The organism is Parasedimentitalea nitratireducens, assembly GCF_057444295.1.
This window is the reverse complement of the sequence record NZ_JBYAXC010000002.1, coordinates 562,103-588,987: the sequence shown is the minus strand read 5'-3', so window position 1 is coordinate 588,987 and position 26,885 is coordinate 562,103. Positions and strand designations below refer to the sequence as shown.

The following is a 26,885-nucleotide window of genomic DNA, read 5'->3' as shown; positions in this document are numbered from 1 at the left end:
AAACGCCGCATATACAAAAACGCCCCCTGACCAAATTTGGCAGGGGGCGTTTTTTTGTTTATAGTGTTACAGCGTTACTCCGCCGCGCGTAATGACAGGTTGTCCGGTTCTTCCGCCTTGGGTTTTGCAGGCTTTGGCGATGGCTCGTCATCCCACTGGATTTCCGTGGTGGGCATTTTGCGGGCCTTACGAGCCAGACGCATATCCTGCGCGATGCGGCTGGACCGACCTCCGGTGATACGGGCCAGAATGCGGCCCATCCAGGACATGTAGGTGCTCAACCAAACCCGCAGCGACAGGAATGACGGCGTCACCACCAGTGTCAGAACCGTCGCAATACCCAGACCAAACACCACGGCTGTTGCCAGTTGCTTCCACCACAGCGAGGTCGGGCTGTTGATCGAGTAACCACCGCCAATGAAGTCAAGGCTAAGGCCAAACATCATCGGTGCCAGGCCGGCCATAGTGGTGATAGTGGTCAACAGAACCGGACGGATCCGGGCCTCGGCGGTGCGAATGATCGCTTCGATCCGCGGCATGCGTTGGCTGAACTCCTGATAAGTGTCGATCAGAACAATGTTGTTGTTCACCACGATCCCCGCCAAGGCCACAATGCCGGTCCCGGTCATGATGATCGAGAACGACTGGCCCATCACCATCATACCGATCAGCACACCAGTGGTCGACAGAACCACCGCCAACAGCACCAGCACCGAGTTGTAGAACGAGTTGAACTGCGCAAGCAGGATCACAAACATCAATCCCAGCGCCCCAGCAAAGGCGTTCATCAGGAAGGCACCGGATTCAGCCTGCTCCTCTTGATCCCCGGTCCATTCCCAAACTACAGCACTCGGCAGTGGGTTGGTTTCCAGCCACTCGGTCATTACCGCGATCCGCTCGTTGGCATTGACCGGAGCAAATCGTGCATCGCCATCTAGCGCCGCACGCAGATCTTCGATGCTGTCAGCACCGGTCAGCTGGACCAGTTCCACTTGATCGCCATTGGGCATTTCAAAGGTTTCACCAGTGGGCTGGGTGCCCTCAGCGATCGCCTTGACCAGAGCAAGGCGTTGCTCGTTCCCCGTGTCTTCATTGCTCACTACAACCTTCATCAGGCCAGGTAATACGTCTGCTTTCACGTCATAGTACCGTTGCTGATCAACCCGGTTGATCTCGGCCAGCTTGGGCACCGGGTGGCGGGTGATGAAGTTCGACAGCGGCACCAGACCATCAGCCGTGCGCAGCTTGAGGTTATCAAGCGTCGACAACACCCGGTCTTGTTCGGGCAGGCGCACGCGGATTTCGATTTCCTCGTCCGAGCTGTCAACCCGCATGGTATCCAGCAGGATGCCACGGGTAACCAACTGTACCATGGCACCCACGGTTGCTACGTCAGCTCCGTATCGGCCGGCCTTTTCCACATCGACATTGATTTCCCAATCAATGCCGGGCAGCGGTAGACTGTCCTCGATCAGCGTTAGCCCAGGAGTGGCTTCAAAATGCGCGCGCGCGGCTTTTGTCGCTGCGTTCAGATCATCCCAGCTGTCGCCCTTGATCCGTAAGTGGATGGGTTTACCCGAGCCGGGCCCCTGTTCCATCACGCTTAGCTCACCCACAAAACCGGGCAGCTTGGCCAGTTCGACTTTCAGTTCTTCGATGACCTTGTTGCCGCCAAAATCGGTTGCTGTCACCTCGCGGCTTAGCAGGCCAAAGAACCAGGTTTCTGTCTGAGTTGGGCGGTCTTCCCACGCGATGATTTCAAACTGAACCTGACCCACAGTATCAGCAGGGGACTGGCCGCCACCGGGGCCGCCTGTATCCAGACCACCTTCGCCGGCAAAGGCAAAGACGTTGATAACTGCAGGGTGAGCGGAAATCACCGCTTCTGTCTGGCGCACCAGTTCGTCATTTTCTGTCAGCGAGGTGTTGCCTCGGGCGCGAACGTAAACGGTGGCCTGTTCCGGTTCCTGATCCACAAAGAAATCAACACCGTTGTTGTTCTCACCAAAGTAATTGAACACCGACATGATGGCTATGGCCACCGCAACAATGGTCACCACCGGCATGATTGGGTTGCCAACAATAAATTTGATGAAGGCCCCAAAAGCTGTGTGGTGATAGCCGGGAGTAACTGGTTTCTCGCGACGTTCAATCCGCGCAGCGCCCAGCACAACCGAGGCCGCAAAAGCTGACAGGATCAGCACCACAGCGCCAAGCAGCAGTGGGCCGAACCCTTCGCTGCCGTCGGGCAGAATATAGTTGGGGTTCAGCATCTGCATCGCGCCCACAAACAACCCGTACAGCGGGATTGGCACCAGCGGGATACGGATCCACCATGGCAGAACCGCGCGCAAACCGTCCGACAGGTGTTCAAAAACCCGACTCATCCGGCCCGATACCCCGCCCACGACGGGCAGATAGATCAGGGCCACCAATAGCGAGGCAGACAGAACAAAGATCAAGGTGATCGGCAACATACTCATGAACTCACCCGGAACGCCGGGCCAGAACAGCATCGGAAGGAACGCACAGAGTGTTGTGGCAGTTGAGGAAACAACTGGCCAGAACATGCGCTGTGCGGCCTCGACATAGGCATGCATGGGGCCGGTGCCCTCTTTGATGCGCTTGTCGGCGTATTCCACCACCACAATCGCACCATCCACCAGCATCCCCACCGCAAGGATCAGACCAAACATCACCATGTTTGAAATGGTGATCCCCATCAGGGCCAGGAAGGCAAAGCACAACAGGAACGACGTTGGGATGGCAAAGCCAACCAGGAAGGCCGCCCGGCTGCCCAAGGATGCCAGAATGACAATCATCACCAGCGCAACCGCGGTCAGTACCGAGCCTTCCAACTGGCGTACCATCGAGCCAACAACACGGCTCTGGTCGTTCGAGGTGCCAACCTGCACAGCGGCCTGTAGCTCTTCGGGCCATTTGGCCTGAGCGGCGGCCAGGGTCTCTTTGACCTGATCCACAGTGTCGATCAGGTTGAACCCCTTGCGCTTTACCACCTGCAAAGCAACGGTGTTGTCGCCGTCAAAACGGGCGGTGCCCTTGCGATCTTCAAAGGTAAAGTTGATCTCGGCCAACTCGCCCAATGTCACCACACGGTCACCATTGATTTTGACCGGCAGCGAATAGATATCGCTGACCTCGTCAAACGAGGATGGGATGGTAACCGAGAATGTGCCTTGGTTGGTTTCAACTTCACCGGCTGCGATCAACTGGTTATTATTGCGCACAACGTTGATCAGCTCCAACGCTGTGACGTTATACGCCTCCAGCCGTAGGGGATCGATCAGAACCTCAACCATTTCGTCGCGGTTACCGGCGATGCCGGCCTCCAGCACCGAATCCAGCGCCTCGAAATCGTCCTGCAGATCCTTGGCGATGCGCGCCATGGTGCGTTCTGGCACGTCGCCGGTCAGGTTGACGATCACAATGGGGAATTCAGAGAAGTTGATTTCGTTGATGGTATAGGCCTCGGCACCATCAGGGAAATCAGCCTCAGCTGTGTTCATCGCATCACGGATATCAGCCATGACGGCCGTTTTGTCCCAGCCAAAGTCGAATTCAAGAACGACACCGGCAAAGCCTTCAGCCGCGGTCGAACTCATCTGGTCTAACCCATCCAAATCGGCCAGTTCGGTTTCCATCACCTTGACCAGCAGGCTTTCGGCATCAACGGCGGAAATGCCGGGGAAGGGGACCGAGATGAACAGGACCGGAATTTCAATATCCGGCTCACCTTCTTTTGGCAGGCTGGAATAGGCAAACCCTCCGACCAGAAGCGAGATTAGAATAAAGGCAATGACCATTCGGGCCCGTTCAGCGGCCCAACTTACTATTCCGATCATTGTTTGGCCTCACGGTAGGTCGGCTTGACCGAAACACCTTTGACAACGAAGTCCTGCCCAACAACGATGACATCTGCAACATCTGGCAATCCGGCCAGCCAAACGCCATCTGCCTCGTCGCGCAGCAACTGCACTGGGTAGAAACCCACGATCTGGTTTTCGTCAACAACGCGCACGCCCAGTTGGCCTTCGTTGTTCAGCGTCAGCGAAGACTGCGGCAGTTTATGAGCACGGGCGCCCGGCGCGGCAATTGCGATGTCAGCGGTCTGACCATCCCGGATCGACAAGTCCGAATTACCAACGGTGATCTGGACTTCGAATGTGCGGGTGGTGGGATCGGCCGAGCGGCTCAGGAATGTGACCTGCCCCTGAACCCGTTGGCCAGCGGCCAGTTCGGCACCAGCCATTGCACCAACTTCGATGCGGTTGACCTCGGTTTCCGGCACAAAACCAACCACCTTGATGGTGTCGAGCTGAATGACTGTGGCACACAGCGTTCCCTGTTGCATCAAGCTGCCGATCTCGGCGGTGTCACTTTCCAGAATGCCATCAAACGGAGCGGTAATGGTCAGCCGGTCAATTTCCTTTTGCGCCGCAGCCACCGCAGCCACCGCAGACTCAATGCCGGCACTGGTGGTTTGCAATCCTGTTTCCGCAGCGGCGATGCCGGCAATTGCGGCGCGCTCTGACGCCTGTGTCGCGGCCAGGCGAGTGTCGGACACATAGCCGCCTTCGGACAGTTTTTGCGATGCGTTGTTGTTGATCTGCGCTTCTTTCAAGCGGGCGCGGGCTTCGTCCAGACGCGCTTCGGCCTCAGGCACCCGCGAGCGGGCTTCGGTCAGGCGGGCCTGAGCTTCGAGCAGGGCAGCCTGGCGGGTGCCGGTATCAAGGCGGCACAGTAAATCACCTGCAACAACCTGAGCGCCCTTGCGCAGAGGATCGGAAATCACGGTGGCCGTCGTTTCAGCGCGTACCTCGACCTGGCGTGCTGCCTGGGTTTGGCCACGAAGGATCACCGCACTGTCGATCGCACGAGATTCGCTGCGCAGGACAACAACGCCAATTCGGTTCTCGGCCAACTCGGTGACGGCCGGGGCGGTTTCTTCAACCTGCACCACTTCTGTTTCGATGGCGGCATCCGGATTTTCACCGCGTGCAAATGCCATTAGCGCGTCGCGCTCTATCACCAGCAAGTAGAGACTGGCTGTCACCACGATAGCGGTCAGCAGGGGTATCAAGCGCATCTTAGGCCCTTTTTTATTGATCTATGGTCCACCCGGACCCATAAATTTTGCCCTGTTGGGGGCGTTGGTTGCAAAGTCATAGGTGTGATATAGGTATTGTCCATACTAAACTAAGCGGTTCAGATAACATTTTTTTGCTTTTCTTTCGCTGCTGGGTTGCAGCGGGGCATGAATGCGCCACTTGGCTTGGCTGTTCAGGCGCGGTAAGAGAGACGAAAGAAAGAGAATTCCCCGGCCTGTGCCGGGCCTATCAGGGACGATTTGATGAGCGACACCGACAGTTTTATCGACGAGGTAACCGAAGAGGTCCGCCGCGATCGGATGTTCTTGATGCTAAAACGGTACGGTTGGATCGGTGCCGTTGTTGTGGTCGCCATTGTTGGCGGTGCTGCATTTCGCGAAATACAGCAATCCAAGGCGACAACAGCGTCTCAGGATCTTGGGGATTCTATTATCGATGCGTTGGCACATGATGATACGGCCAGCCGCGCCGAAGCACTGTCGGCTATATCTGCCCAAACTCCGGGCGGCGAAGCCATTCTGAAAATGCTGCAAGCCGGTGCATTGGCGAACTCGGACCAGATCGAACCGGCAGTATCACTGCTTGAAGAAATTGCTGTGAATGCGGATCTTCCTTTGATCTATCGCCACACTGCGACGTTCAAAGCATTGGGGCTGCAGCAGGATACGTTGACCGCGCAGGATAAGCGTTTGCAGTACGAGGTTTTGGCGCAAGCAGGGGCTCCTTTGCGATTGCTGGCACAAGAGCAGCTGGCACTGATTGATATTGCAGAAGGTGACCCAGAAGCGGCTATTGTCCGGTTTCGGGATATTATTGCCGATGCTGATGTGACTGCGGACTTGCAAGACCGTGCGCGTCAAGTGATTGTAGCGCTTGGCGGTTCTTTGGAAGACACAGCTTCTCAACAAGGCTAAAGAGATATCGCGCAGGATCTGACGCGGAAAAACTAATTAGAAGACAGGGCAGGGCAATGACGGCAGCAACTACCACCTCTAGGGCAGGGATGGCCTTGCTTGGCGGCGCTTTGCTGCTGACCATGGCAGGCTGTCGTGACCCTGAACTCATTCTACAAGGCCAACGCGAAGACATTCGCGAAGGCTCGACTGTTCGGATTGAGAACCAATCCCGTGCAATTTCCCTGCCGCAGCAGACAGCCAACGCCTCTTGGCAGCAAAGTCACGGAATGGAGGCCTACCGCACTGCGCATCCCGCACTCAGTGCTGCGCCACAGCTGGCTTGGTCGGTGTCCATTGGACAGGGCGACGAACGCCGCCATCGCATCACAGCCACACCGGTTGTGGGTGATGGGCGGATTTACACGCTAGACAGTGGCGTGCAGGTTTCAGCCGTATCAACATCGGGGCAGCTGCTGTGGCAAACTGATCTTGTCGAGACTGACGATGGATCTGCCACCGGTGGTGGTGTCGCCTATCACGAAGGCGTTTTGTATGTGTCATCGGGCTACGGTGTCCTGACAGCGCTGGATGCCACCAGTGGCAAACAGCTCTGGCGCCAAAAACTAGAGGCGACGGGGTCCGGTCAGCCCAGCATCGCTGGCGACCTTGTGTATCTTGTTGCAGGTGATGATACCGGTTGGGCAATCAACAAAAAAGACGGGCGTATCGCCTGGCAAGTGAGTGGATCGCCAAGCCCGGCGAATGTTCTGGGTGGACCGGCTCCGGTTATCACCTCTGATCTTGCCGTCTTTGCGTTTGGTTCAGGTGATTTGACAGCCACTTTCAAAAACGGCGGTCTGCGACGCTGGAATGCCTCGGTTGCGGGCAAGCGGGTGGGCAGCTCTACCGCGCGTATCGGCGATGTAACCGGTGGTCCGGTTGTGGTTGGTAGCCGTGCTTATGTGGGCAACCACTCTGGCCGTACCGTTGCGTTTAGCCTGCAGGATGGCGAACGCCTGTGGACAACACGAGAGGGCGCACTGGGGCCGGTTTGGCCAGTGGGCGGCAACCTGTTCCAAATCAGCGACCTGAGCCGACTGCTGCGTCTGGACGCAGATTCTGGCGAAGTGATTTGGGCCCAAAATCTGCCCGGCTATGTGAAAGATAAACCTGGCCGTCGAAGCGCGATTGTGGCGCACTATGGTCCGGTTCTGGCGGGCGGAAATGTGATCGTGGCCTCAAACGATGGGTTGCTGCGTCTGTTCAAACCAGAAGACGGAAGCCTTGTGCGCACCGTCAAAGTGCCCGGCGGCGCCACAACTGCGCCCATCGTTGTTGGCAAAACCTTGTACGTGGTGTCATCAAAAGGTGAATTGCACGCTTTCCGTTGACGCCAGGATGCGCTATGGGGCGCATCTGAACCGCTGAAAGTTTGATCTGATGTCCTTCACCCTCGCCATCGTGGGCCGCCCAAATGTGGGTAAATCCACACTGTTCAACCGCTTAGTCGGCAAAAAGCTGGCGCTGGTCGATGACCAGCCCGGTGTAACCCGCGACCTGCGCGAAGGCGAAGCCCGCCTTGGCGACCTGCGGTTTACCGTGATCGATTCGGCCGGTTTGGAAGATGCGACCGACAATTCGCTGCAGGGGCGCATGCGTCGCCTGACAGAACGCGCCGTTGAAATGGCTGATATCTGTTTGTTCATGATTGATGCGCGCGTTGGTGTAACGCCTACGGATGAGATGTTTGCCGAAATCCTGCGCAAGAAATCCGCGCATGTTATTTTGGCCGCCAACAAGGGCGAAGGCGCAGCAGCTGACGCCGGTGTGATCGAAGCCTATGCCCTTGGTCTTGGCGAACCGATCCGCCTGTCTGCGGAACATGGTGAAGGCCTGAACGATCTGTATTCGCAGATCATGCCACTGGCGGATCAATTCGAAAAAGACGCCATAAAAGATACGCCCGAAGTTGATGTCGATCTGGATGAAGACAGCGACGACGAGGAAGACTACACCGTTCCAATGCCCACACGGGAAAAGCCGCTGCAGGTTGCCGTTGTAGGGCGCCCAAATGCGGGCAAATCCACGCTGATCAACAAGATCCTGGGCGAGGAGCGTTTGCTGACTGGTCCCGAGGCAGGCATTACCCGTGATGCGATTTCCCTGAAAATCGACTGGGGCGATGTCCCAATGCGGATCTTTGATACCGCCGGTATGCGCAAGAAAGCCAAGGTGCAGGAAAAGCTAGAGAAGCTTTCGGTCTCCGACGGTCTGCGCGCGGTCAAATTTGCCGAGGTCGTGGTGGTTCTGCTGGACGCAGATATCCCGTTTGAACAACAAGACCTGCGTATTGCCGATCTGGCCGAGCGCGAAGGCCGGGCTGTTGTGGTTGCCGTCAACAAATGGGACATTGAAGAGGACAAGCAGGAAAAGCTGCGGGCTCTCAAGGAATCCTTTGAACGCTTGCTGCCACAGCTGCGCGGTGCGCCGCTGGTTACTGTCTCGGCCAAAACCGGTCGCGGGCTGGATCGGCTACAGCAGGCTATCATGCGCGCCCATGATGTGTGGAACCGCCGTATTTCAACCGCAGCGCTGAACCGTTGGCTGGTTGGTATGCTGGAACAGCACCCGCCGCCGGCACCACAGGGTAAACGGATCAAGCTGCGTTACATGACCCAGGTCAAAACCCGCCCGCCGGGCTTTGTGGTGATGTGTTCCCATCCAGACAAAATGCCAGAAAGCTACAAGCGCTATCTGGTCAACGGTCTGCGTCAGGGTTTTGATATGCCAGGTACACCGATCCGGCTGACCCTGCGCTCACAAAGTGACAAGAACCCCTATAAGGGTAAGAAGAAAGCAGCGCCCAGCAAGCTGCGCAAACATATCGAGGGACGCCGCAGCTAAAACGGTAGCTCTCTGATCTGAATTCTAAGGCGGTCCCAAACGGGCCGCCTTTTGTTTTTTTATGGGGATCGCCTTGAACGCTGCCAATAATTGCAGGGCTTGCCTATTGTTCAATTGCAAGTGAGTATTAAGTGTTAGTGAATTGTACGCACTCCATTATTTTTCGGAGTGTTGCGGTAAATTTATAGGGACGTAGACATGGACCTGAGGGCACATACGCGCCAATTTTGCGATAAAGACAACCGGCTTGCCTCGCTAAGCTATTTCGGGACTTTTGCGGTGTATTTTTCATCGCTGTTCCTGGCCGTTCACATTGCGGGCCTGTGGTATCTGATGTTGCCCGCCGGGGTGATACATGCCTTCTCGGCGGTGCGGCTATACGTCTTGCAGCATGACACCGGGCATCACTCGCTGTTTGAAACCCGCGCGCAGAATGAATTGGCCGGGCATGTTCTGTCGCCTTTCACCTTTGCCCCGTTTGAGGTGATGAAGCAGAACCACAACCTGCATCACGCCAATATCGGCAATCTGGAACATCGTGAAACCGGCGAAATCCACACAATGACGCTGACAGAATGGCAGCAGGCGGGGTTCTGGCAAAGGCTGGTCTACCGACTTTATCGCAATCCTTTGGTGCTGGTGCCGGTGGGTTCGGCCTTTACCTATTTCATCCGGTATCGTTGGCCCAAGAACACCACGCAGTTTGGCGTGCTAGGCGTGCTGTTGCATAACCTGGCGATCCTGGGGTTTCTGGGCATCCTCTACGCGCTGGCCGGAACCACTGGCTTGCTGGTCTGGCTCGGCTTTTCTTTCCTCGGCGGGATGATCGGGGTGTTCCTGGTCTATCTGCAGCATAATTTTGAGGACACCTATTGGGACCGCCGCCCGGATCTGGATCCGCATGTAGCGGCTATCCAAGGTTCGTCCTGTCTCGATTTTGGCTGGTTCTTTGACATGTCCGTCGCCTGCATCACGCTACATGACATTCACCACCTGAATTCAAGAATACCGTCTTATCGCCTGCGTAAGTGTCACCACAGCCTGCCGCCAGAATTTGCCCCGCGCAGGATCAAGTTTCCCGAGGCAGTGCGGGCATTAGGTCTAAAACTGTGGGATGAAGAGCAGAACCGGCTGGTACCGTTTCCAAAGTAATCTGAGCCTGACCCAGAAAAGAAATGGCCCGGCAGCGCCGGGCCATTGTTGTTTAGGCTAAAACGCCGTCAGCAGTCAGCGTTAGCTTGCCACCCAGATAGGGGGCCAAGACCTCGGGCAGTTGAACCGATCCGTCTTCTTGCTGGCCATTCTCCAGTACAGCAATCAAACAGCGGCCTACGGCCAGACCAGACCCGTTCAGGGTATGCACAAACTCGGGCTTGCCACCCTCGGCAGGTTTGAAGCGGCCATTCATGCGGCGGGCCTGGAATTCACCCGTTGTCGAAACGGAAGAGATCTCGCGGTAAGCGTTCTGACCGGGCAGCCAAGCTTCGATGTCATAGGTGCGGCGGGCGCCAAAGCCCATGTCACCAGTACATAGGATCACGGTGCGGTAAGGGATACCCAGCTGCTCCAGAATATCCTCGGCACAGCGCAGCATGCGCTTTTGCTCGTCATCCGATTTGTCCGGGTGAGTGACCGAGACCATTTCGACCTTCTCAAACTGGTGCTGGCGCAGCATGCCGGATGTGTCACGCCCGGCCGAGCCTGCCTCGGAGCGGAAGCAGAGCGAATGCGCGGTCATGCGGATGGGCAGGGCGCTCTCATCCAGAGTTTCCTCACCCACCGAATAGGTCAGAGGAATTTCCGAGGTTGAGATCAGCCACCAGCCATTGGTGGTCTGATAGCTGTCTTCTGCGAATTTGGGCAACTTATCTGTGCCATACATCGCCTCGTCGCGCACCAGAACCGGCGTGTTGACCTCGGTCAGCCCGTTCTTGTCCACATGGGTGTCGAGCATGAACTGGCTCAGCGCGCGGTGCACACGGGCCACTGCGCCTTTGAGCATCACAAACCGGCTGCCCGAGGTTTTGGCGGCGGTGCCAAAATCCATCGAGGCCTCGATGCCACCGATTTCAAAGTGCTCTTTGGGGGCAAAACCCAGCTCAACCGGGGTACCCCAGCGGCTGACTTCGACATTGTCGTCTTCATCCGCGCCTTCGGGCACGTCCGTCGCAGGCAGGTTCGGAATGCGAGCCAGCATGTCGGTGAGTTGGGCGTCCAGCTCCTTGGCCTCGGTCTGCATAGTGGCCACTTCGGCCTTCTTCTCGGACACCAGCGCGCGCAGGCGTTCGAACTCGGCCTCGTCGCCACGACCCTTGGCAGCGCCTACTTCTTTAGACGCTTTCTTTTGTTCAGCCTGTGCGGTTTCAGCCGCTTGGATCTTACCGCGACGGGCAGTGTCGAGGGCGAGGATTTCGGATGACATACCCGCATCCCCACGCCGCGCCAGAGCGGCGTCGAAATCGGCAGGGTTTTCACGGATGGCGCGAATGTCATGCATGGGGGCGTCTCCTTGGACGGTTTTGAATCAGTATCTCAAGCATATGCCGTAGAGCAGGGCAAAGGGGAAGGGGAGGCGCACGCTTCGCGCACAGAGTGAGGAATTTTGGCACAGTTTGCGATACTGCGGGGTTGAGCCGCGGAGCAACTGTTTTATCTGGTAGCTTGGCAGCTTGCCGCACCGCGACCGATCCCCCATGGAAAAGCGCATATCTATCTTTCCAAAATCGGGCGCGGTTCCACCGCTTCGGTGGTTTGATGTTCTGCGAGTAAACTGATTGAAGAAGAGCTGTGTTTTGCATGTTACGCAGGTTTGGCCAGGGGCCTTTAGTTATCTCCGGCCAATTCCCCATCCCATTCATTTTCAGCAATCTTCGGCTCGGGTGTATCGGCGATGTAGCTGGGGGTCATGATCTGGACCTTGTTTTCGTTAAACACGGCGACGATGTTTTTGTGCAGGTCCGATTTGATCCGCGGGATTGAAGACCCGCGAGTGGTATAAGCGTTGATCTGGTAGTTGATCGCGTAGTCGGCCAGCGTGGCCCAGAGCACAAAAGGCGCAGGGCGGGTTTTGAGATCTTTGGTGCGATGGGCGGCCTCGATCAGCATGGCCTCAATTTTGGCGGGGGTCTCCTCGTAGCCGATGCCCACGGTGGTGTGCAGCAGCAGGCCCGAGCCGTCGATCTTTTTGGAATAGTTGATCACCTCGGAGTTCAACAATTGCGCATTGGGGATCGAGATCAGCTCGTTCTTGATCGATTTCAGGTGGGTTTCCATCAGTTTGATCTGCACCACGTCGCCTGTGTGCTCTCCGATCTTGATGCGGTCACCGATGCTGGTAGAGCGGCGATAGATCACAAACAGGCCAGACAGTAAATTGCTGACTACCGAGTTGGCCCCCAGCGACAGCATGGCCCCGACCAATAGGGTGAGACCCTGGAACGCGGCAGAGTCTGAACCTGGAATATAGGGAAAGGCGAAGACCAGTGAGATCATGATCAGCACCGCGCGCACGATGTTGAAAGTTGGGGTGACCCAATGCTTTTCAAAATCGCCAATCTCAAATGTTCCCGCTTCAACTGCGTCAAAAAACACCCGTAAGCCTTTGATAACATACAGTGTCAGGAAGGCGATGATAGCGAGGGTGATGAGGTTGGGGATATAAAGGAAGAAGCCGATCAGGATGTTGAGTACCGGCTCGGTGACATAGGTCAGCAGCAATTGCGCCACATATCGGGTTTCTGCAAAGGACAGCAGGATCAGCGACAGGTAGTAATAGATGCCGAGAAACAGGATCGCAAAGAGCACAAAATTGACGCCAAAGCGGATCAGGGCGGCGATGGCATCGGCCTGCACATGTGACTGGGTGGCGCTTTCGACCGAGGCAAAGTGACGGTGGACCAGTCTGTTGATCAGCTTTTTGAACCGGCGGCGCAGCCAGAAGATCAGGGTGGTGAACAGAATGAAACTGAGCGTCCAGCCTGCAACCTTGAGGACCGACTCGATCCGAGCTTGCCCGGTTCGAGCCACGCGGTAAGCCAGGATTGCTTCACTGATAGCATCGCCCTGCAGTTTGGTGAGAACTGGAATTTCCAGTTGTTCCAGTTCGGCGTCGCTATTGGTGACGATTGTGACCAAGTGGCCATCTGCAAATATGCGGACGCCCAAGTCGACAGTATCAGTGGTGATTTCAACGGTATTTGATGTGCTTGCTTCAGCAACTGCGATGATTTGCTCGGCGACATGACCAGCGCGTTCTACACCCGGCAGGGCCGAGGACCCACGCACAAAGAACAACTCGTTTCCGTCAACAATGACCGGCGCCTGAAATATACCTTCATCATCTTCGCCAGCAAGGACCTCTGGTGGCGGCACATTGGGGGCATCTGACTGTGCCATCACAAATGATGGCGCCAGCAAGGTCAGCAGAACAAAAAAGCGAAATAGCCCGCGTAAGTAACTCGATATCATCAGCAAAAATCCTTTGATGATGACTATATTCAAACAAATCCACCTGACTAGCCCAGTTATTATGCGCGGGAAGTGTTTTTACCTCTGATGCAAGGCCTGCCTTACCTTGCAAAGCCCCTGCACAGCGCATAGGTTCGCCAGCGAATTTTACGCTGAAAAGCAGCGTGGCACAGAACAAAAGGAATACCCCATGGGCGTTGAAATATTTCAGCAGATGACACCACTCATTCTAATCTTCGGTATCATGTATATGCTGCTGATCCGTCCGCAGCAGAAGAAGATGAAAGAGCACAAGGCGATGGTGGAAGCGCTGCGCCGCGGTGATCAGGTGATCACCCAGGGTGGTCTGATCGGCAAGGTTTCCAAGGTTAAAGATGACGGCGAAATCGAAGTTGAAATCGCTGATGGTGTTAAAGTGCGCGTGGTCAAAGGGACCATTTCTCAGGTTCTGAGCAAGACCGAACCAGCGTCCTAAGACGACAATAATAAGAACAACTAAAAGGCAGGGCTATGCTGCAAATCGATCTCTGGAAGAGGGTGCTGATCTGGCTGGTCTGTGTGACTGGCCTGATTATGGCCCTGCCAAATGCATTTTATACGCGCGTCGAGCAGGCAAACGACGCAGCGATTGAAATAATTGCCAAGGGTGAAACACCCGAGCGGCTGGAAATTGTCGACCAATGGCCATCTTGGATGCCATCGTCGCTGGTGAACCTGGGGCTGGACCTGCGCGGTGGTGCGCATCTTCTGGCCGAAGTGAAGGTAGAAGACGTCTATGCTGCGCGCATGGATGCGATGTGGCCGGAAGTGAGAAACGTGCTGCGCGATGAGCGCGCAACCGTTGGTACATTCCGTCGTCAACCTGGTCCTGAGGATCAGATCCGTCTGAAAGTAAGCAAACCCGAAGGCATGAGCCGCGCGCTAGAAGTGGTGCGAGGGCTGGCCAATCCAATCCAAAGTCTGACCGGTGTTGGTTCTATGGATTTGAATGTGACCGCAGATGGGGATGTGCTGACCGTTCAGTTGTCGGATGCCGAAAAACTGGCGTCGAATGATCGTACCGTCCGCCAGTCGCTGGAGATTATTCGGCGCCGGATTGACGAAGTTGGCACCCGTGAACCAACCATTCAGCGACAGGGGGCGGATCGCATTCTGATCCAGGTTCCCGGTATTGGATCCGCATCCGAGCTGAAAGAGCTTATTGGCACAACTGCGAAGCTGACATTCAGCCCAGTTGTTGGCCGTGGCTCGAACCCTAATGCAGCACCCGGTGCAGGCAACAAGGTGATCCCGTCACTGGATGAACCGGGTGTCTTTTACACCGTATCAAAAGCTCCGGTTGTTACCGGTGAAGAGCTGGTCGATGCGCAGCCTTCGTTTGACCAGAACGGCCGCCCGGCTGTGAACTTCCGGTTCAACACATCAGGTGCGCGTAAGTTTGGTGATTACACTCTGGAAAACGTCGGCTCTCCGTTTGCGATTGTTCTGGATGACGAAGTTGTTTCGGCGCCGGTTATTCAATCGCATATCCCCGGTGGTTCCGGCATCATTACTGGTAACTTCACCCTCGAGGAAAGCACCAACATGGCGATCTTGCTGCGGGCAGGTGCGTTGCCAGCCGAGCTGGAGTTCCTGGAAGAACGCACCATTGGCCCCGAGTTGGGGCAGGACAGCATTGATGCGGGAAAGATCGCAACAATTGTTGCCTTTGTTGCGGTGCTGGTCTTCATGATGCTGAGCTACGGTCTGTTTGGTGTCTTTGCCAACGTGGCGCTGATCCTGAATATTGCGCTGATCTTTGGCATGCTGAGCGTGATTGGCGGCACACTGACCCTGCCGGGTATTGCCGGTATCGTGTTGACCGTTGGTATGGCGGTGGATGCCAATGTGCTGGTGTTTGAACGGATCCGCGAAGAGCTGAAAGCGGGCCGTGGCCCGGCGCGCTCTATCGAGGAAGGCTACTCAAAAGCGCTGAGCGCAATTTTGGATGCCAACGTGACCACATTCATCACTGCTGTGATCCTGTTTGCCATGGGATCGGGCCCAGTACGTGGCTTTGCCATTACTTTGGGGCTGGGCATCATGACTTCAGTGTTCACAGCGATTTTTGTGACCCGCGTGATGATTATCATGTGGTTTGAACGCCGCCGTCCAAAAACGATCGAGGTGTAAGATGAGACTTAAGTTAGTTCCCGCAGAAACCTCGTTTGATTTCTTTGGCCGCTGGAAGCTGTGGCTGGGGATTTCAGCCTTGATGATGGTGGTCGGCTTTGCCTCGTTCATGTATCAAGGGCTGAACTTTGGCATCGACTTCCGGGGTGGCACAACCATCCGGACCGAAAGCACACAGGCCGTGGATGTTGCTGCCTATCGTGCTGCTATCGATGCACTGGATCTGGGTGATATCTCGATCACCGAGGTGTTTGACCCGACGTTTGAAGAGGATCAGCACGTTGCGATGATCCGTATTCAGGCGCAGGCCGATGCCGAGTCAGCCTCGGCGCAGATGATTGAACGGGCCGAGCACGCGCTTGGTGGTGCAACGCAAAGTCAGATGACTGCGATCATCGAAGGCGAAAATCTGAATATCGCCGAAGTTGAGGCTGCAATGGCTGAGCTTGGTGGTACGCCAGTAGACGGAGAGACAGCCAGGTTTGTGTTTCCAGGCGATACAACGTTTGAAGTCAGAGATCAGATTGAAACACTAGCTGCAAAAGCATCCACTGTCGAACGCGTAGATTTTGCCTATGACAATATCAAATTTGTCTCGGTCGAATCCGTTGGCCCCAAGGTCTCGGGTGAGCTGGTCCAAACAGCCGTGCTGGCTGTGGTTCTCGCGATTGGGGCGGTTCTGATCTACATCTGGCTGCGGTTTGAGTGGCAGTTTGCCCTTGGTGCTGTCGCTGCGTTGGTACACGACGTGGTGCTGACCATTGGTGTGTTCTCGGAACTGCAGATCAAGTTTGACTTGGCGATTATTGCGGCGCTGCTGACAATTGTCGGCTACTCGCTCAACGATACCGTGGTTGTGTTTGACCGGGTTCGCGAGAACCTGCGCAAGTACAAGAAAAAGACACTGGCGGAAGTTCTGAATCTGTCGATCAACGAGACCCTGAGCCGGACCGTGATGACCTCGGTCACCACTTTGCTGGCGCTGATCTCGCTCTATGTGCTGGGCGGTGACGTGATCCGCGGATTTGTCTTTGCGATGATCTGGGGTGTGATTGTGGGGACTTACTCTTCGATCTTTGTGGCCTCGACCATTCTTTTGTACCTGGGCGTAAAGCGCGACTGGTCCAAGCCAACGAACACCACTGGCAACCAGTTTGCCAATATCGACGCCTAAACAGGTTGATCATTGAAAATAGAAAAGCCGCAGGTCACCGCCTGCGGCTTTTTGCTGTCTGAGGGATCTGGGCCAACCGCTAGTGCTGTGCTATTCAGCCCATGACACGCGAAACAAGGATGAGCCCATGCGCCTGAATGAAGTTACCTATACGGACGCAGATCCGATTGATAGCTATGGCCCCGGCTTCTTTCGGGTTGGTGGTGAGCTGATTCAAGGGGGGATGCTGACCGGACCCAAAGGCACAAGTCCCTGGACAGGCTATGACGACAACGCGGCCTTGTTGGCTCTGGCCGATGAGATTGACGTTTTGTTTGTTGGCACCGGCAGCGAGATTGCCCATATCCCAGCGCCGTTACGGGCCGAGCTGGAAGAGGCTGGCATTGGCGTTGAGGTGATGAACTCACCCGCTGCTTGTCGCACCTATAATGTGCTGTTGTCCGAGGGGCGCCGTATTGCACTGGCCGCCTTGCCTGTGAATTGATCTGCCGCAAAGACACCAATTTGCAGTGTGTCATTAGTCAGCGCAGGCAACGAGATAAGCGGGTTAGATGAGCCTAAGAGTAACAGATTTGTGCATCGCCCGTGGTGGTATTCCGGTGCTGGAAGGGCTGAGCTTTACGCTTGAAGCCGGGCAGGCCCTGATCCTGCGGGGACCCAATGGCATTGGCAAAACCACCTTGCTGCGCACCGTTGCCGGGCTACAGCCACCGGTTTCGGGTTTGGTTGACGGCGACGAAGATATGATCGCCTATGCGGGCCATTCCGACGGTATCAAACCCACCCTGACTGTGACCGAGAACTTGACATTCTGGGCCAGCGTATTTGGCGCCGACAGCATTGAAGAGGCGATCCAAGCTTTTGATCTGGATGTGCTGCGGGATCGTCCCGCTGGGGAACTTTCTGCCGGTCAGAAGCGGCGGTTGGGTCTGTCGCGGATGCTGGTCACCGGGCGGCCGATTTGGGTGATGGATGAACCCACCGTTAGCCTGGATGTGAAATCGGTAGAGATGTTTGCAGATGCTGTGCGTACGCATCTGGGGCAGGGTGGGTCAGCGCTGATTGCCACCCATATTGATCTGGGGCTGGACAGCGATGTGCTAGAGGTTGGCCCGTTCAAGGCAAAGCCGCCTGCGATAGATGATTTCGACGGAGGCTTCATGTGATTGCTCTGTTGATGCGCGATTTAAAACTGGCGCTGCGGGCCGGGGGCGGCTTTGGGCTGGGCCTGGCGTTTTTTCTGATCGTCACTGTAATGGTGCCACTGTCGGTGGGACCGCATCCTGACTTGCTGGCCTCAATCGCGCCGGGGGTGCTGTGGTTGGGGGCCTTGCTGGCCTGCCTGTTGTCGCTGGATCGTCTGCTGGCGCTGGACTGGGAGGATGGTAGCTTGGACCTGCTGGCCACCGCACCGCTGCCGTTAGAAGCCACCGTGAGCATCAAGGCGCTGGCCCATTGGATAACTACAGGCTTGCCACTGGTGCTGGCCGCACCGGTGCTTGGAGTGCTGCTGAACCTGCCTGTGCCCGGTTTCAAATGGCTGGTGATCTCGTTGCTGTTAGGCACGCCTGCATTGTCGGTGATTGGAACCTTTGGTGCGGCGCTGACCGTTGGGCTGAAACGCGGCGGGCTGCTGATGTCCCTGCTGGTGATGCCGCTGTACATGCCCACCCTGATCTTTGGTGCCGAGGTGGCCCGTCGTGGCGCCGCCGGCATGGAAGTCCAGACCCCGCTGTTGTTGCTGGCCGGGATTTCAGCTGCGTCTATCGCGCTGCTGCCATTTGCCAGTGCCGCCGTCTTGCGCATCAACCTGCGCTGAGGCATTCGTGATTTGAGAACCCAATAGGGAATAGCTAGGTACCCAATATGTCGATCTGGGAATACGCCAATCCAAAGAAATTCATCACCACCACCGAGCGGGTGTTGCCCGTGCTGTGGTGGGGCGCGGCCATTACAATATCTGTGGGTCTGGTTTGGGGGTTCTTCTTTACCGGGGATGATTTCCGGCAGGGATCTACCGTCAAGATCATCTACCTGCATGTGCCGTCCGCAATGCTGGCGATCAACACCTGGGTGATGATGCTGGCAACGTCACTGGTCTGGTTGATCCGCCGCCACCACGTTAGCGCCCTGGCGGCGCGGGCTGCCGCCCCTGTGGGGCTGGTGATGACATTGATCGCACTGGTGACAGGTGCAATCTGGGGGCAACCGATGTGGGGCACCTGGTGGGTCTGGGATCCACGTCTGACCTCGTTCCTGATCCTGTTCCTGTTCTACTTGGGCTATATCGCCCTGTGGGAGGCGATTGAGGACCCGGACACGGCAGCTGACCTGACTTCGTTCTTGTGTCTGGTGGGCAGTGTGTTTGCGCTGCTGAGCCGTTATGCGGTGAACTTCTGGAACCAGGGGCTGCATCAGGGCGCATCGATCATGCGGGCCGAGGCGGTGATTGGAACCGATACCGAGGAAAAGGTCAGCAATATCTTCTTTTACCCACTGATGACCTGCATCATCGGGTTTGTGCTGCTGTTTGTGGCACTGATTTTATATCGCACCGGCACCGAAATCCGCGCTCGGCGGATCAAAGCGCTGATGGCACGGGAAAGGGTTGAGGCATGATGCCGGATCTGGGGAAATACGCTGAAACGGTGATGTCAGCCTATGCGGTGTCGATTGCGCTGTTGGTTTTGCTGGTGGTGATCAGCGTTGTGCGCGGCCGTAAGGTGCGTGCCGAGATGGACAAAATGGAAAAGCGGGTGAGCGGCAATGGCTAAAATCTCTCCAATGATGGCGGTGCCTGTGGTGGTGTTTGCGGGCTTTGTTAGCCTGGCCCTGGTGGGCATGATGCGCGACGATCCCAACAGCCTGCCATCAGCGCGCCAAGGTCAGCCCACGCCAGCGCTGACCATGAATGAGTTTCCCGGTAAGCCGGCGTTCACCGATGAAACCCTGCGCGATGGTCAAGTGAAACTGGTGAATTTTTGGGCCAGCTGGTGCGCGCCGTGCCGCGCAGAACACCCAAATCTTGAGGCGCTGGCGAACGAGGGGGTCCCGGTTTATGGGATCAATCACAAGGACCAACTGGCAAACGCCTCGGCGTTTCTGGACGAGCTAGGCGATCCCTATTCCGGCCTTGGCCATGACGAGCGCGGTCGTACTGGCATTGACTGGGGCGTGTATGGCGTGCCGGAAACCTATGTGATCGACGGCAATGGAACCATTTTGTTGCGCCATGCCGGCCCGCTGACACAACGGGTAATCGTAAAGACACTGCGACCTGCAATGGAAGCGGCGGCTGACAACTAGCAGGTGTCGTCCATAATAATGGTACACAAACAAAGGGCGCGCAGGCCGTAACTGCGCGCCTTTGATTTTTGCGGCTTGCGCAAATTCATCGTTAAATGGAAATCAATGTTTTCCGTCAATTATGCGTTCACAGTGGGTGCTGAACATCCGCAAGGACTAACGAATAATGACGGCGGAGATTGACTAATGCGATTGTTTGGAAAGAGAAGTGCTGCATTAAGCGCAATTGTGCTGGCGGCTCAAATCTCTTCGGCATCGGCCAGCGAAACTGGGTGCCGCGTTCACAGCAACCTGTCTTCGCTTCTCTTGGATAGTAAGAATTTTCTGGACTACCTGCGCACCGGCGCGGCCGCAGAAACAGCTTGGATTCTTGATAAACGGCTAAGAAGCAGCGCAACCGGCAACCTGCCTGGGCAGCTTAAACAATTGCAGCTTGGTCGCTTTGCCACGACAACTGAAACACTGATTATCCAGCAGCGATCCCTGCTTCGTGATTATAAGCAATCCGGGCGCAGATCGGCCAATCAGACTGCAGACGTGCTTCAGGCCAGACAGCAATTAAACGCGGTGCGACATTCGCTGGGCACGGTGGTTTGCACCTCAAGCGCAAGCAAATCATATGCTGGCGGAGGTGCAGGGGGCGGTGCCTCTGATATGGCGCGCTCTATTGCGGAAAGTGGTGCCTTTCGCCTGATCGCTGGAATGTTTCTGGCGGGCGGCATTGTTGTTTGCTTGTTTGGCTGGTTCAGCCAGATCGGTAAGCGTCGTACCAAGCGATATTCCTGTTTGCTGCCCTGCACCGTGGTTGCCAACGACAAAATACACCCTGCCATGATCACCAACATCAGCCGTACTGGCGCCAAGTTGGATATTGTAAAAGGGTTTGAAAAAGGCCAGCGGGTGCAGGTGAACTTCTTGGGTGAAAGCACGAATTGCTGTGTTGTGCGCCACAAGAACGGTCAACTGGCGATCGATTTTAACACAATGCTGCACCTCGAGGTGCTGGAGAAGGTACTAGCGGGCGTGACCGCTGCGTCGATAGCGGGCACGGCTCTTGGGCCATCCGCTAGCAGCTAAGTCGCCCTGTAGCCTGAGGCTAGTTGAAAACCGATAAATCGAGGTCCAGACCTGTGCCCAACCAGATGCCGTGATCGCGGTGGTCTTCCAAGTGATTGCCGGTTTCTGGATGTATAAACACAATTAGCCCATCGCGGTTGAGCGCGAGCCAGGGGAGCAAGGTGATGAATTGCGCAGGACTGCAGCCAAGTTGACAAGACCACATGGGATGCGGCCCGACTTTTTGTGCGTGAACGCGCCCCATCTGGACCCCATGCGTGTCAGCAGCTGTTTGGCATAGCGTGCGGGCCTGTTCGATGCTGTTTGCATCAAAATAGACATGGGCGTGATAGCCGGTGATTTCTGTGATCTGTTTCATGACGCGACTGTGCGATGGTAGAGGCACAACAACAACTCATACACCACGCACATAGTCTGTGCACCGCGCGGTGTCGTTATGGAACTGAGAAGGTCCGAAAGCTTTGCTCGCGCCGCATGGTGCGGCTGCGCGCGTCCAGATCCCCACGCTCGGCGCGCCAGGCTAGGTAGTCGTCCAGGTGATTCTGGCTTTGCCAGATGTGAAATATCACGATTTCCTGACGCTCTTTGTTGATGCCGATATGGGCCTCGACACAGCCCGCGAAGGCCCGTGTGTCTGGTAAAAACTCAAGTACTGATGCAACATGCGCATCGAACGTGTCTTCGTCGGGGTAGACGATGACCACTGCCGCCTCTTTCATTTGGTCGTGCCTTATTCCGCAGCTTGTTTGATTAAACATGTATCAAAAATATATCTATTCACAAGACTGTGATCAGGGATTTAGCAGGAATTCAGCGGCTTTTAGCGAAGATGGGAAGCAAGGGGACTTAGTTGAACAACTGCGCCTTTGGTCATAGATCATGCTCCACAAGAAGACTGCCAATTTCACCCAGCGGAATTGAAGTGTTCTGAGCATTCAGCACCAGCAAGGCTTTGCATTCGGAAGAGGGCGTTAGATACTCAAGGGTGTCCTCAATGGGCTCTTCATTGTGCCATGTGGTCAGGACAAACCTTTCCTGCTTCACGTGTCCTGCGTGTTGCTCCTGCACAAGGGCCCAGTCAATTGCATCATCCCATTTGATTGTTTTTGATCCCCAGGCTGAAGCAATAGTGGCCGAAGAGTGCACGATCCATTTTGCAATGTCCCGCTGCCACTGCGGGTCAACATCGCCCCGGCAAAGGAGCAAGACATAGTGCGGAACCTGAACCGGGTAGGCGGGCGGGACGCAGCCTTCGGTAATTGGAACTTCTTTGAAAATGTCGAACATATAAAAACTTCACCCAGTTGTGGTCACGTCTAAGTGCTTAATTTGAAATTTGCTGAATGAAATTGGCGAGGATTTGGTCGTTTGGGAACTTTTCCAGGCTCGTCGTTGCATGTTTCATTGCTTGTTCAGCCTCTCCCGAGAGATAAAGTGCCCAAGCAAGCTCTCCGTAGTGGCGCGGGTCTTCGGGCGCCATTTGCATCGCCTTGTCTGCCAATGGATAGGCCCGATCACCTTGCCCCAGAAAGTTAAACGCCATCGCGCCGAAATAGAAGGCATCAAGATTATCAGGGGCGCGCAGGATTGCTTGCTCGCAATCTGCAGCTGCCTTTTTGTATTTCTTCAGATCTATTCGAACAACACAGCGTGAGAGCCAGCCCTGCGAGTGTTCGTCTGTTCTTAAAACTTTCGAGTATGCCCTTTCGGCTTGTTTATACTGACCAAGTTCGCGAAGCGTCCAAGCCAGCATACGCAAATGGGACGTGTTCTCTGGGTCAAGTTCCAGTGCCGCTTGTAGGTCGTTTAAGCTCGCTTCTAACTTCCCAAGATTTCGCAGTGCGACGCCACGTTGGGTCAGAGCATCCGATCTTTCGGTGTTAGATAAGTCTTTGCGGGTCAGGTAAATGTCGCAGGCCTCAAGTGTCGATTTGGGAAGCGACGAAGCATCAAGGACTAAACAGTCTGGTTGATCAGAAGCAAAAGCGTTATTGGCCGAGAGAACCAATGCGGCGCAAATCAAAATCTTTTTCACAGCGACAATCCAAATGAGTTTTCGAGAAATCTAGGTGTTTTGAAAAAGAAAGGCGACCAGTAGAGGCCGCCTTTCATGATGTTTTTGATAGAAATAAACGTTATGACTTGGCCAGGTTCCGCAACACATAGTGCAACACACCGCCGTGCTCTATGTATTCAATCTCGGGCGCGGTATCGATGCGGCACTTCAGAGTAATCTCTTTCACCGAGCCATCAGCCATAGTGATCGAGCAAGGCACTTCTTGCAGCGGTTCGATGGTGTCCAGACCCGAGATCGACACGGTTTCTTCACCGGTCAGGCCCAGCGATTTGCGGTTGTCACCGCCGGTGAATTCAAACGGGATAACCCCCATACCAACCAGGTTGGAGCGGTGGATACGCTCAAAACTTTCGGTAATTACCGCTTTGACGCCCAACAGGGCTGTGCCCTTGGCCGCCCAGTCACGTGACGAGCCTGCGCCGTATTGTTCACCACCAAAAATCACCAGCGGCGTGCCCGCCTCTTTGTGGGCCATGGCTGCATCGTAGATCGCAGCCTGATTGCCATCGGGGCCTTTGGTGTAGCCACCCTCGACACCGTCCAGCATCTCGTTCTTGATGCGGATGTTGGCAAATGTGCCGCGCATCATGATCTCGTGGTTGCCGCGTCGCGACCCGTAGGAGTTGAACTCTCGCGGCTGAACCTGACGATCAGTCAGGTATTTGCCCGCCGGGGTGGTGGTGGCAAAGGTGCCGGCTGGCGAGATGTGGTCGGTTGTGACCATGTCGCCCAGCACCGCCAGAACCTTGGCGTCTTCGATGTTGGTGATGGTGCCGGGCTCAGAGCTCATACCCTGGAAATAGGGCGGGTTCTGAATATAGGTCGAGCTTGCCGGCCAGTCATAGGTCTCGGCATCGGTGGTTTCGACGCCTTGCCACTTGTCGTCGCCTTTGAAGACGTCGGCGTATTTCTCAAGGAAGGCTTCGCGGGTGACCGTCTGTTCAACCAGTTCCGCAACTTCCTGTGATGTTGGCCAGATGTCTTTCAGGTAGACGTCATTACCGTCTTTGTCCTGCGCGATTGGATCTGTTGTCAGGTTGATGTCCATGGTGCCGGCCAGTGCATAGGCAACCACTAGCGGCGGTGAGGCCAGATAGTTGGCGCGCACATCCGGGCTGATGCGTCCCTCAAAATTGCGGTTGCCGGACAGCACGGCGGTTGCCACCAGATCTCCACCGGCGATGGCGTCTGAAAGTTCTTTCTGCATCGGGCCTGAGTTGCCGATACAGGTGGTGCAACCATAGCCCACCAGGTGGAACCCTATGGAATCCAGGTCTTTTTGCAGATCTGCGGCCTCTAGATAGGCCGAGACCACCTGCGAGCCTGGGGCTAGCGAAGTCTTGATCCAGGGTTTGCTGTTCAGCCCCAGCGCGGCGGCCTTGCGCGCAACCAGGCCCGCACCGATCATCACGTAGGGGTTTGAGGTGTTGGTGCAGGACGTGATCGAGGCGATCATCACCTTGCCGCTTTCCAGCGTGTAATCCTCGCCCTCGACAGCCATCTGTTTGCCCATTGGCCGCTTGAAGGTCTCTTCCATTTCCTTGCGGAAGGCATCCTTGGCGTTGCTAAGGGCAACATAATCCTGTGGACGTTTGGGGCCGGAAATGGCGGGTACGATGGTGCCCATGTCGAGGCTGAGTGTGTCGGTGTAGATCGGCGCATAGTCATCGCCGCGCCAGAAACCGTTTTCCTTGGCGTAGGCTTCGACCAGCGCGACGCGGTCTTCGTCGCGGCCGGTGTTGCGCATGTAGCGCAGGGTTTCATTGTCGATCGGGAAGAAACCACAGGTGGCGCCGTATTCAGGTGCCATGTTGGCAATGGTGGCCCGGTCTGCCAGCGGCAGGCGGTTCAGGCCTTCGCCGTAGAATTCGACAAATTTGCCAACCACGCCTTTGGCGCGCAGCAATTCAACTACTTTCAGAACCAGATCGGTGCCGGTGGTGCCTTCGACCATGGCGCCTGTCAGTTCAAAGCCTACCACTTCGGGGATCAGCATCGAAATCGGCTGGCCCAGCATGGCGGCTTCGGCCTCAATCCCGCCAACACCCCAGCCCAGAACGGCCATGCCGTTGACCATGGTGGTGTGGCTGTCGGTGCCAACCAGCGTGTCAGGATAGGCAACTTCATTGCCGTTTTGATCGGTATCGCTCCAGACGGTTTGGGCCAGGTATTCAAGGTTCACCTGGTGGCAAATGCCGGTTCCGGGGGGCACTACGCGGAAGTTGTTAAATGCACCTTGGCCCCATTTCAGGAACTGGTAGCGCTCCATGTTGCGCTCATACTCGCGGTCGACGTTCATCTGGAAGGCGCGTGGGTTGCCAAACTCGTCAATCATTACCGAGTGGTCGATGACCAGATCAACCGGGTTCAGCGGATTGATTTTTTGTGGATCGCCACCCAGGGATTTGATGCCGTCGCGCATGGCGGCCAGATCAACAACAGCCGGAACACCAGTGAAATCCTGCATCAGAACGCGGGCAGGGCGGTAGGCGATTTCGCGGGGGTTCTTGCCCCCCTTGGCGCCCCATTCGGCAAAGGCCTTGATGTCATCAACGGAAACTGAAAACCCATCGTCCTCGAACCGGAGCATGTTTTCCAGAACCACTTTCAGCGCGGCGGGCAGGTTTGAAAAATCCCCCAACCCGGCCTCTTGTGCGGCAGGGATTGAGTAATAGGAAATGGTCTTGCCGTTGACGCTTAGATCTTTGCGCGTTTTGGCAGTGTCCTGTCCGACGGTGATGGGCATGGTTGGCCTCCCTTAGGATTGAGAAAATAGGGATATCGCTACGGTTTATTTGCCCTATGAAAGGCCATTTTTCAATACTTGAAACGCGGCGGCGCGGTGATTTGTATGCAATAGTACACAGAATTTCGATATGGGCGGCTTATCCGCTCACTTCGGTTTCAAGAATGATTGATTGGCCTTGCTGACAGTGGAGAGATAGATCAGTTTTACGCAACACGTAGAAGGAACTGCAATGACCCCCTGGAAAGCCATCATCGCCGCAATTTTTATTGCGATACCAATTTCGGTGGTGGCGCAGTCTCGGATGGTAGTGGTCGAGCTGTTTACCTCGCAGGGGTGCTCATCCTGCCCGCCAGCAGATGCATTGTTGCATCGGTTGACCAAGCGCGATGATGTGCTGCCTTTGGCGCTTCATGTGGACTACTGGGACTATATCGGCTGGAAAGATCAGTTTGCGGATCCGGCGCATGCTGTGCGCCAAAGGGGCTATGCCAACGAGGCTGGCCGCAATATGATTTACACCCCACAGATGGTTATCATGGGGCAGGAAGATGTGGTTGGAGCCGATGCGATGGAACTGGCTGATGTCATTGCGCGACACCAGCAGCGCCCATCAGCTATAGCAGTTGATACACATCGCACCGAATCTGGATTGCAGGTTGCCCTGAACCCTTTGCAAGATCTGCCATCTGAGAAACTATTGGTGCAGTTGGTCAGGTTCACCCCGGTAAAGAGCATCGCCATCTCTCGCGGTGAACTGGCGGGGAGGCATTTTGACTATGTCAATGTTGTTGAGAATTTGCAGCAGGTTGGCACTTGGGATGGGCAACAAGAAACAGTCATTACTGTGCCTGTTCAAGGGCCGCAGTCTACCGCCGTTCTTGTGCAGCGCGGTGCGTATGGCGCAATTCTGGCAGCCTCGCGCGTTGATTGATCG

Annotated in this window: 24 protein-coding genes; 15 read left to right on the top strand and 9 right to left on the bottom strand. The window is 55.8% G+C overall.

Annotated features, from left to right (window positions below; genetic code table 11):
* Positions 1–74: 74 nt before the first annotated feature.
* Positions 75–3,863 (bottom strand): efflux RND transporter permease subunit, encoded by a 3,789-nt coding sequence (locus tag AC2T28_RS08530; protein WP_486748547.1) that lies wholly within the window; start codon positions 3,861–3,863, stop codon positions 75–77.
* The gene (locus tag AC2T28_RS08525) at positions 3,860–5,107 is read right to left on the bottom strand and encodes an efflux RND transporter periplasmic adaptor subunit (RefSeq protein ID WP_486748546.1); all 1,248 of its coding nucleotides are present in this window, start codon (positions 5,105–5,107) and stop codon (positions 3,860–3,862) included. Before AC2T28_RS08525 ends, AC2T28_RS08530 begins: the two co-directional genes overlap by 4 nt.
* Positions 5,108–5,371: 264 nt before the next feature.
* Between AC2T28_RS08525 and AC2T28_RS08520 the strand changes: the two genes are divergently transcribed.
* From AC2T28_RS08520 to AC2T28_RS08505, 4 genes are all read left to right on the top strand, one after another.
* Positions 5,372–6,043 carry a hypothetical protein gene (locus AC2T28_RS08520; protein WP_486748545.1) on the top strand — a complete coding sequence of 224 codons (672 nt, stop codon included), beginning with the start codon at positions 5,372–5,374 and terminating at the stop codon, positions 6,041–6,043.
* A 56-nt stretch (positions 6,044–6,099) separates the two neighbouring features.
* Complete coding sequence (locus AC2T28_RS08515) at positions 6,100–7,416, top strand: PQQ-like beta-propeller repeat protein (RefSeq protein WP_486748544.1); 1,317 nt, start codon at positions 6,100–6,102, stop codon at positions 7,414–7,416.
* Between the two features lie 49 nt (positions 7,417–7,465).
* Positions 7,466–8,929 carry a ribosome biogenesis GTPase Der gene (der, locus tag AC2T28_RS08510; RefSeq protein ID WP_486748543.1) on the top strand — a complete coding sequence of 488 codons (1,464 nt, stop codon included), beginning with the start codon at positions 7,466–7,468 and terminating at the stop codon, positions 8,927–8,929.
* A gap of 198 nt (positions 8,930–9,127) precedes the next feature.
* Positions 9,128–10,081 (top strand): fatty acid desaturase, encoded by a 954-nt coding sequence (locus tag AC2T28_RS08505; RefSeq protein ID WP_486748542.1) that lies wholly within the window; start codon positions 9,128–9,130, stop codon positions 10,079–10,081.
* A 52-nt stretch (positions 10,082–10,133) separates the two neighbouring features.
* Here the strand turns inward: AC2T28_RS08505 and serS are convergent, their stop codons facing one another.
* Together serS and AC2T28_RS08495 are read right to left on the bottom strand one after the other, a co-directional pair.
* Positions 10,134–11,426 (bottom strand): serine--tRNA ligase, encoded by a 1,293-nt coding sequence (gene serS, locus AC2T28_RS08500; protein ID WP_486748541.1) that lies wholly within the window; start codon positions 11,424–11,426, stop codon positions 10,134–10,136.
* Positions 11,427–11,752: 326 nt separating this feature from the next.
* Positions 11,753–13,396 (bottom strand): mechanosensitive ion channel family protein, encoded by a 1,644-nt coding sequence (locus tag AC2T28_RS08495; protein WP_486748540.1) that lies wholly within the window; start codon positions 13,394–13,396, stop codon positions 11,753–11,755.
* A gap of 190 nt (positions 13,397–13,586) precedes the next feature.
* Here AC2T28_RS08495 and yajC point away from each other — a divergent pair, with 190 nt between their 5' ends.
* From yajC to AC2T28_RS08445, 10 genes are all read left to right on the top strand, one after another.
* Positions 13,587–13,871, top strand: a complete 285-nt coding sequence (gene yajC, locus AC2T28_RS08490; RefSeq protein WP_486748539.1) for a preprotein translocase subunit YajC — start codon at positions 13,587–13,589, stop codon at positions 13,869–13,871.
* 35 nt (positions 13,872–13,906) lie between these two features.
* A complete protein-coding gene (gene secD / locus AC2T28_RS08485; protein WP_486748538.1) occupies positions 13,907–15,568 on the top strand; it encodes a protein translocase subunit SecD in 1,662 nt (553 codons plus the stop codon).
* A gap of 1 nt (position 15,569) precedes the next feature.
* The gene (secF, locus tag AC2T28_RS08480; protein WP_486748537.1) at positions 15,570–16,742 is read left to right on the top strand and encodes a protein translocase subunit SecF; all 1,173 of its coding nucleotides are present in this window, start codon (positions 15,570–15,572) and stop codon (positions 16,740–16,742) included.
* Positions 16,743–16,869: 127 nt separating this feature from the next.
* A complete protein-coding gene (locus AC2T28_RS08475) occupies positions 16,870–17,226 on the top strand; it encodes an Mth938-like domain-containing protein (RefSeq protein ID WP_486748536.1) in 357 nt (118 codons plus the stop codon).
* A 67-nt stretch (positions 17,227–17,293) separates the two neighbouring features.
* A complete protein-coding gene (gene ccmA, locus AC2T28_RS08470) occupies positions 17,294–17,908 on the top strand; it encodes a heme ABC exporter ATP-binding protein CcmA (protein ID WP_486748535.1) in 615 nt (204 codons plus the stop codon).
* Positions 17,905–18,561, top strand: a complete 657-nt coding sequence (gene ccmB, locus AC2T28_RS08465; RefSeq protein WP_486748534.1) for a heme exporter protein CcmB — start codon at positions 17,905–17,907, stop codon at positions 18,559–18,561. Before ccmA ends, ccmB begins: the two co-directional genes overlap by 4 nt.
* A 47-nt stretch (positions 18,562–18,608) precedes the next feature.
* Positions 18,609–19,361: a heme ABC transporter permease gene (locus tag AC2T28_RS08460; protein WP_486748533.1), complete on the top strand. Its 753-nt coding sequence runs from the start codon at positions 18,609–18,611 to the stop codon at positions 19,359–19,361.
* Positions 19,358–19,516 (top strand): heme exporter protein CcmD, encoded by a 159-nt coding sequence (ccmD, locus tag AC2T28_RS08455; protein ID WP_486748532.1) that lies wholly within the window; start codon positions 19,358–19,360, stop codon positions 19,514–19,516. The genes AC2T28_RS08460 and ccmD overlap by 4 nt, the downstream gene beginning before the upstream one ends.
* Positions 19,509–20,048: a DsbE family thiol:disulfide interchange protein gene (locus tag AC2T28_RS08450; RefSeq protein WP_486748531.1), complete on the top strand. Its 540-nt coding sequence runs from the start codon at positions 19,509–19,511 to the stop codon at positions 20,046–20,048. Before ccmD ends, AC2T28_RS08450 begins: the two co-directional genes overlap by 8 nt.
* 186 nt (positions 20,049–20,234) lie before the next feature.
* Positions 20,235–21,125 carry a PilZ domain-containing protein gene (locus AC2T28_RS08445; protein WP_486748530.1) on the top strand — a complete coding sequence of 297 codons (891 nt, stop codon included), beginning with the start codon at positions 20,235–20,237 and terminating at the stop codon, positions 21,123–21,125.
* A 19-nt stretch (positions 21,126–21,144) separates the two neighbouring features.
* On the opposite strand, the gene AC2T28_RS08440 is transcribed toward AC2T28_RS08445, so the two are convergent.
* The 5 genes from AC2T28_RS08440 to acnA form a co-directional block, all read right to left on the bottom strand.
* Positions 21,145–21,483 (bottom strand): DOPA 4,5-dioxygenase family protein, encoded by a 339-nt coding sequence (locus AC2T28_RS08440; protein WP_486748529.1) that lies wholly within the window; start codon positions 21,481–21,483, stop codon positions 21,145–21,147.
* 76 nt (positions 21,484–21,559) lie between these two features.
* Entirely contained in the window at positions 21,560–21,844 is a 285-nt protein-coding gene (locus tag AC2T28_RS08435; protein ID WP_486748528.1) for a hypothetical protein, read from the bottom strand.
* Positions 21,845–21,995: 151 nt separating this feature from the next.
* Complete coding sequence (locus AC2T28_RS08430; RefSeq protein ID WP_486748527.1) at positions 21,996–22,412, bottom strand: DUF7684 family protein; 417 nt, start codon at positions 22,410–22,412, stop codon at positions 21,996–21,998.
* Between the two features lie 37 nt (positions 22,413–22,449).
* Entirely contained in the window at positions 22,450–23,160 is a 711-nt protein-coding gene (locus tag AC2T28_RS08425; protein WP_486748526.1) for a tetratricopeptide repeat protein, read from the bottom strand.
* Between the two features lie 100 nt (positions 23,161–23,260).
* On the bottom strand, positions 23,261–25,948 hold the full coding sequence (gene acnA / locus AC2T28_RS08420; protein ID WP_486748525.1) for an aconitate hydratase AcnA: 2,688 nt from the start codon (positions 25,946–25,948) through the stop codon (positions 23,261–23,263).
* A 232-nt stretch (positions 25,949–26,180) separates the two neighbouring features.
* Between acnA and AC2T28_RS08415 the strand changes: the two genes are divergently transcribed.
* Positions 26,181–26,882: a DUF1223 domain-containing protein gene (locus AC2T28_RS08415; protein WP_486748524.1), complete on the top strand. Its 702-nt coding sequence runs from the start codon at positions 26,181–26,183 to the stop codon at positions 26,880–26,882.
* Positions 26,883–26,885 lie beyond the last annotated feature (3 nt).

Bases quoted from the DNA above. Each gene is read 5' to 3' on its own strand.
- AC2T28_RS08440 (WP_486748529.1), bottom strand. From the start codon at position 21,483: ATGAAACAGATCACAGAAATCACCGGCTATCACGCCCATGTCTATTTT.
- der (WP_486748543.1), top strand. From the start codon at position 7,466: ATGTCCTTCACCCTCGCCATCGTGGGCCGCCCAAATGTGGGTAAATCC.
- AC2T28_RS08435 (WP_486748528.1), bottom strand. From the start codon at position 21,844: ATGAAAGAGGCGGCAGTGGTCATCGTCTACCCCGACGAAGACACGTTC.
- AC2T28_RS08430 (WP_486748527.1), bottom strand. From the start codon at position 22,412: ATGTTCGACATTTTCAAAGAAGTTCCAATTACCGAAGGCTGCGTCCCG.
- secF (WP_486748537.1), top strand. From the start codon at position 15,570: ATGAGACTTAAGTTAGTTCCCGCAGAAACCTCGTTTGATTTCTTTGGC.
- AC2T28_RS08530 (WP_486748547.1), bottom strand. From the start codon at position 3,863: ATGATCGGAATAGTAAGTTGGGCCGCTGAACGGGCCCGAATGGTCATT.
- ccmD (WP_486748532.1), top strand. From the start codon at position 19,358: ATGATGCCGGATCTGGGGAAATACGCTGAAACGGTGATGTCAGCCTAT.
- secD (WP_486748538.1), top strand. From the start codon at position 13,907: ATGCTGCAAATCGATCTCTGGAAGAGGGTGCTGATCTGGCTGGTCTGT.
- AC2T28_RS08445 (WP_486748530.1), top strand. From the start codon at position 20,235: ATGCGATTGTTTGGAAAGAGAAGTGCTGCATTAAGCGCAATTGTGCTG.
- yajC (WP_486748539.1), top strand. From the start codon at position 13,587: ATGGGCGTTGAAATATTTCAGCAGATGACACCACTCATTCTAATCTTC.
- serS (WP_486748541.1), bottom strand. From the start codon at position 11,426: ATGCATGACATTCGCGCCATCCGTGAAAACCCTGCCGATTTCGACGCC.
- AC2T28_RS08495 (WP_486748540.1), bottom strand. From the start codon at position 13,396: ATGATATCGAGTTACTTACGCGGGCTATTTCGCTTTTTTGTTCTGCTG.
- ccmA (WP_486748535.1), top strand. From the start codon at position 17,294: ATGAGCCTAAGAGTAACAGATTTGTGCATCGCCCGTGGTGGTATTCCG.
- AC2T28_RS08475 (WP_486748536.1), top strand. From the start codon at position 16,870: ATGCGCCTGAATGAAGTTACCTATACGGACGCAGATCCGATTGATAGC.
- AC2T28_RS08515 (WP_486748544.1), top strand. From the start codon at position 6,100: ATGACGGCAGCAACTACCACCTCTAGGGCAGGGATGGCCTTGCTTGGC.
- acnA (WP_486748525.1), bottom strand. From the start codon at position 25,948: ATGCCCATCACCGTCGGACAGGACACTGCCAAAACGCGCAAAGATCTA.
- AC2T28_RS08450 (WP_486748531.1), top strand. From the start codon at position 19,509: ATGGCTAAAATCTCTCCAATGATGGCGGTGCCTGTGGTGGTGTTTGCG.
- AC2T28_RS08415 (WP_486748524.1), top strand. From the start codon at position 26,181: ATGACCCCCTGGAAAGCCATCATCGCCGCAATTTTTATTGCGATACCA.
- AC2T28_RS08520 (WP_486748545.1), top strand. From the start codon at position 5,372: ATGAGCGACACCGACAGTTTTATCGACGAGGTAACCGAAGAGGTCCGC.
- AC2T28_RS08505 (WP_486748542.1), top strand. From the start codon at position 9,128: ATGGACCTGAGGGCACATACGCGCCAATTTTGCGATAAAGACAACCGG.
- AC2T28_RS08525 (WP_486748546.1), bottom strand. From the start codon at position 5,107: ATGCGCTTGATACCCCTGCTGACCGCTATCGTGGTGACAGCCAGTCTC.
- AC2T28_RS08460 (WP_486748533.1), top strand. From the start codon at position 18,609: ATGTCGATCTGGGAATACGCCAATCCAAAGAAATTCATCACCACCACC.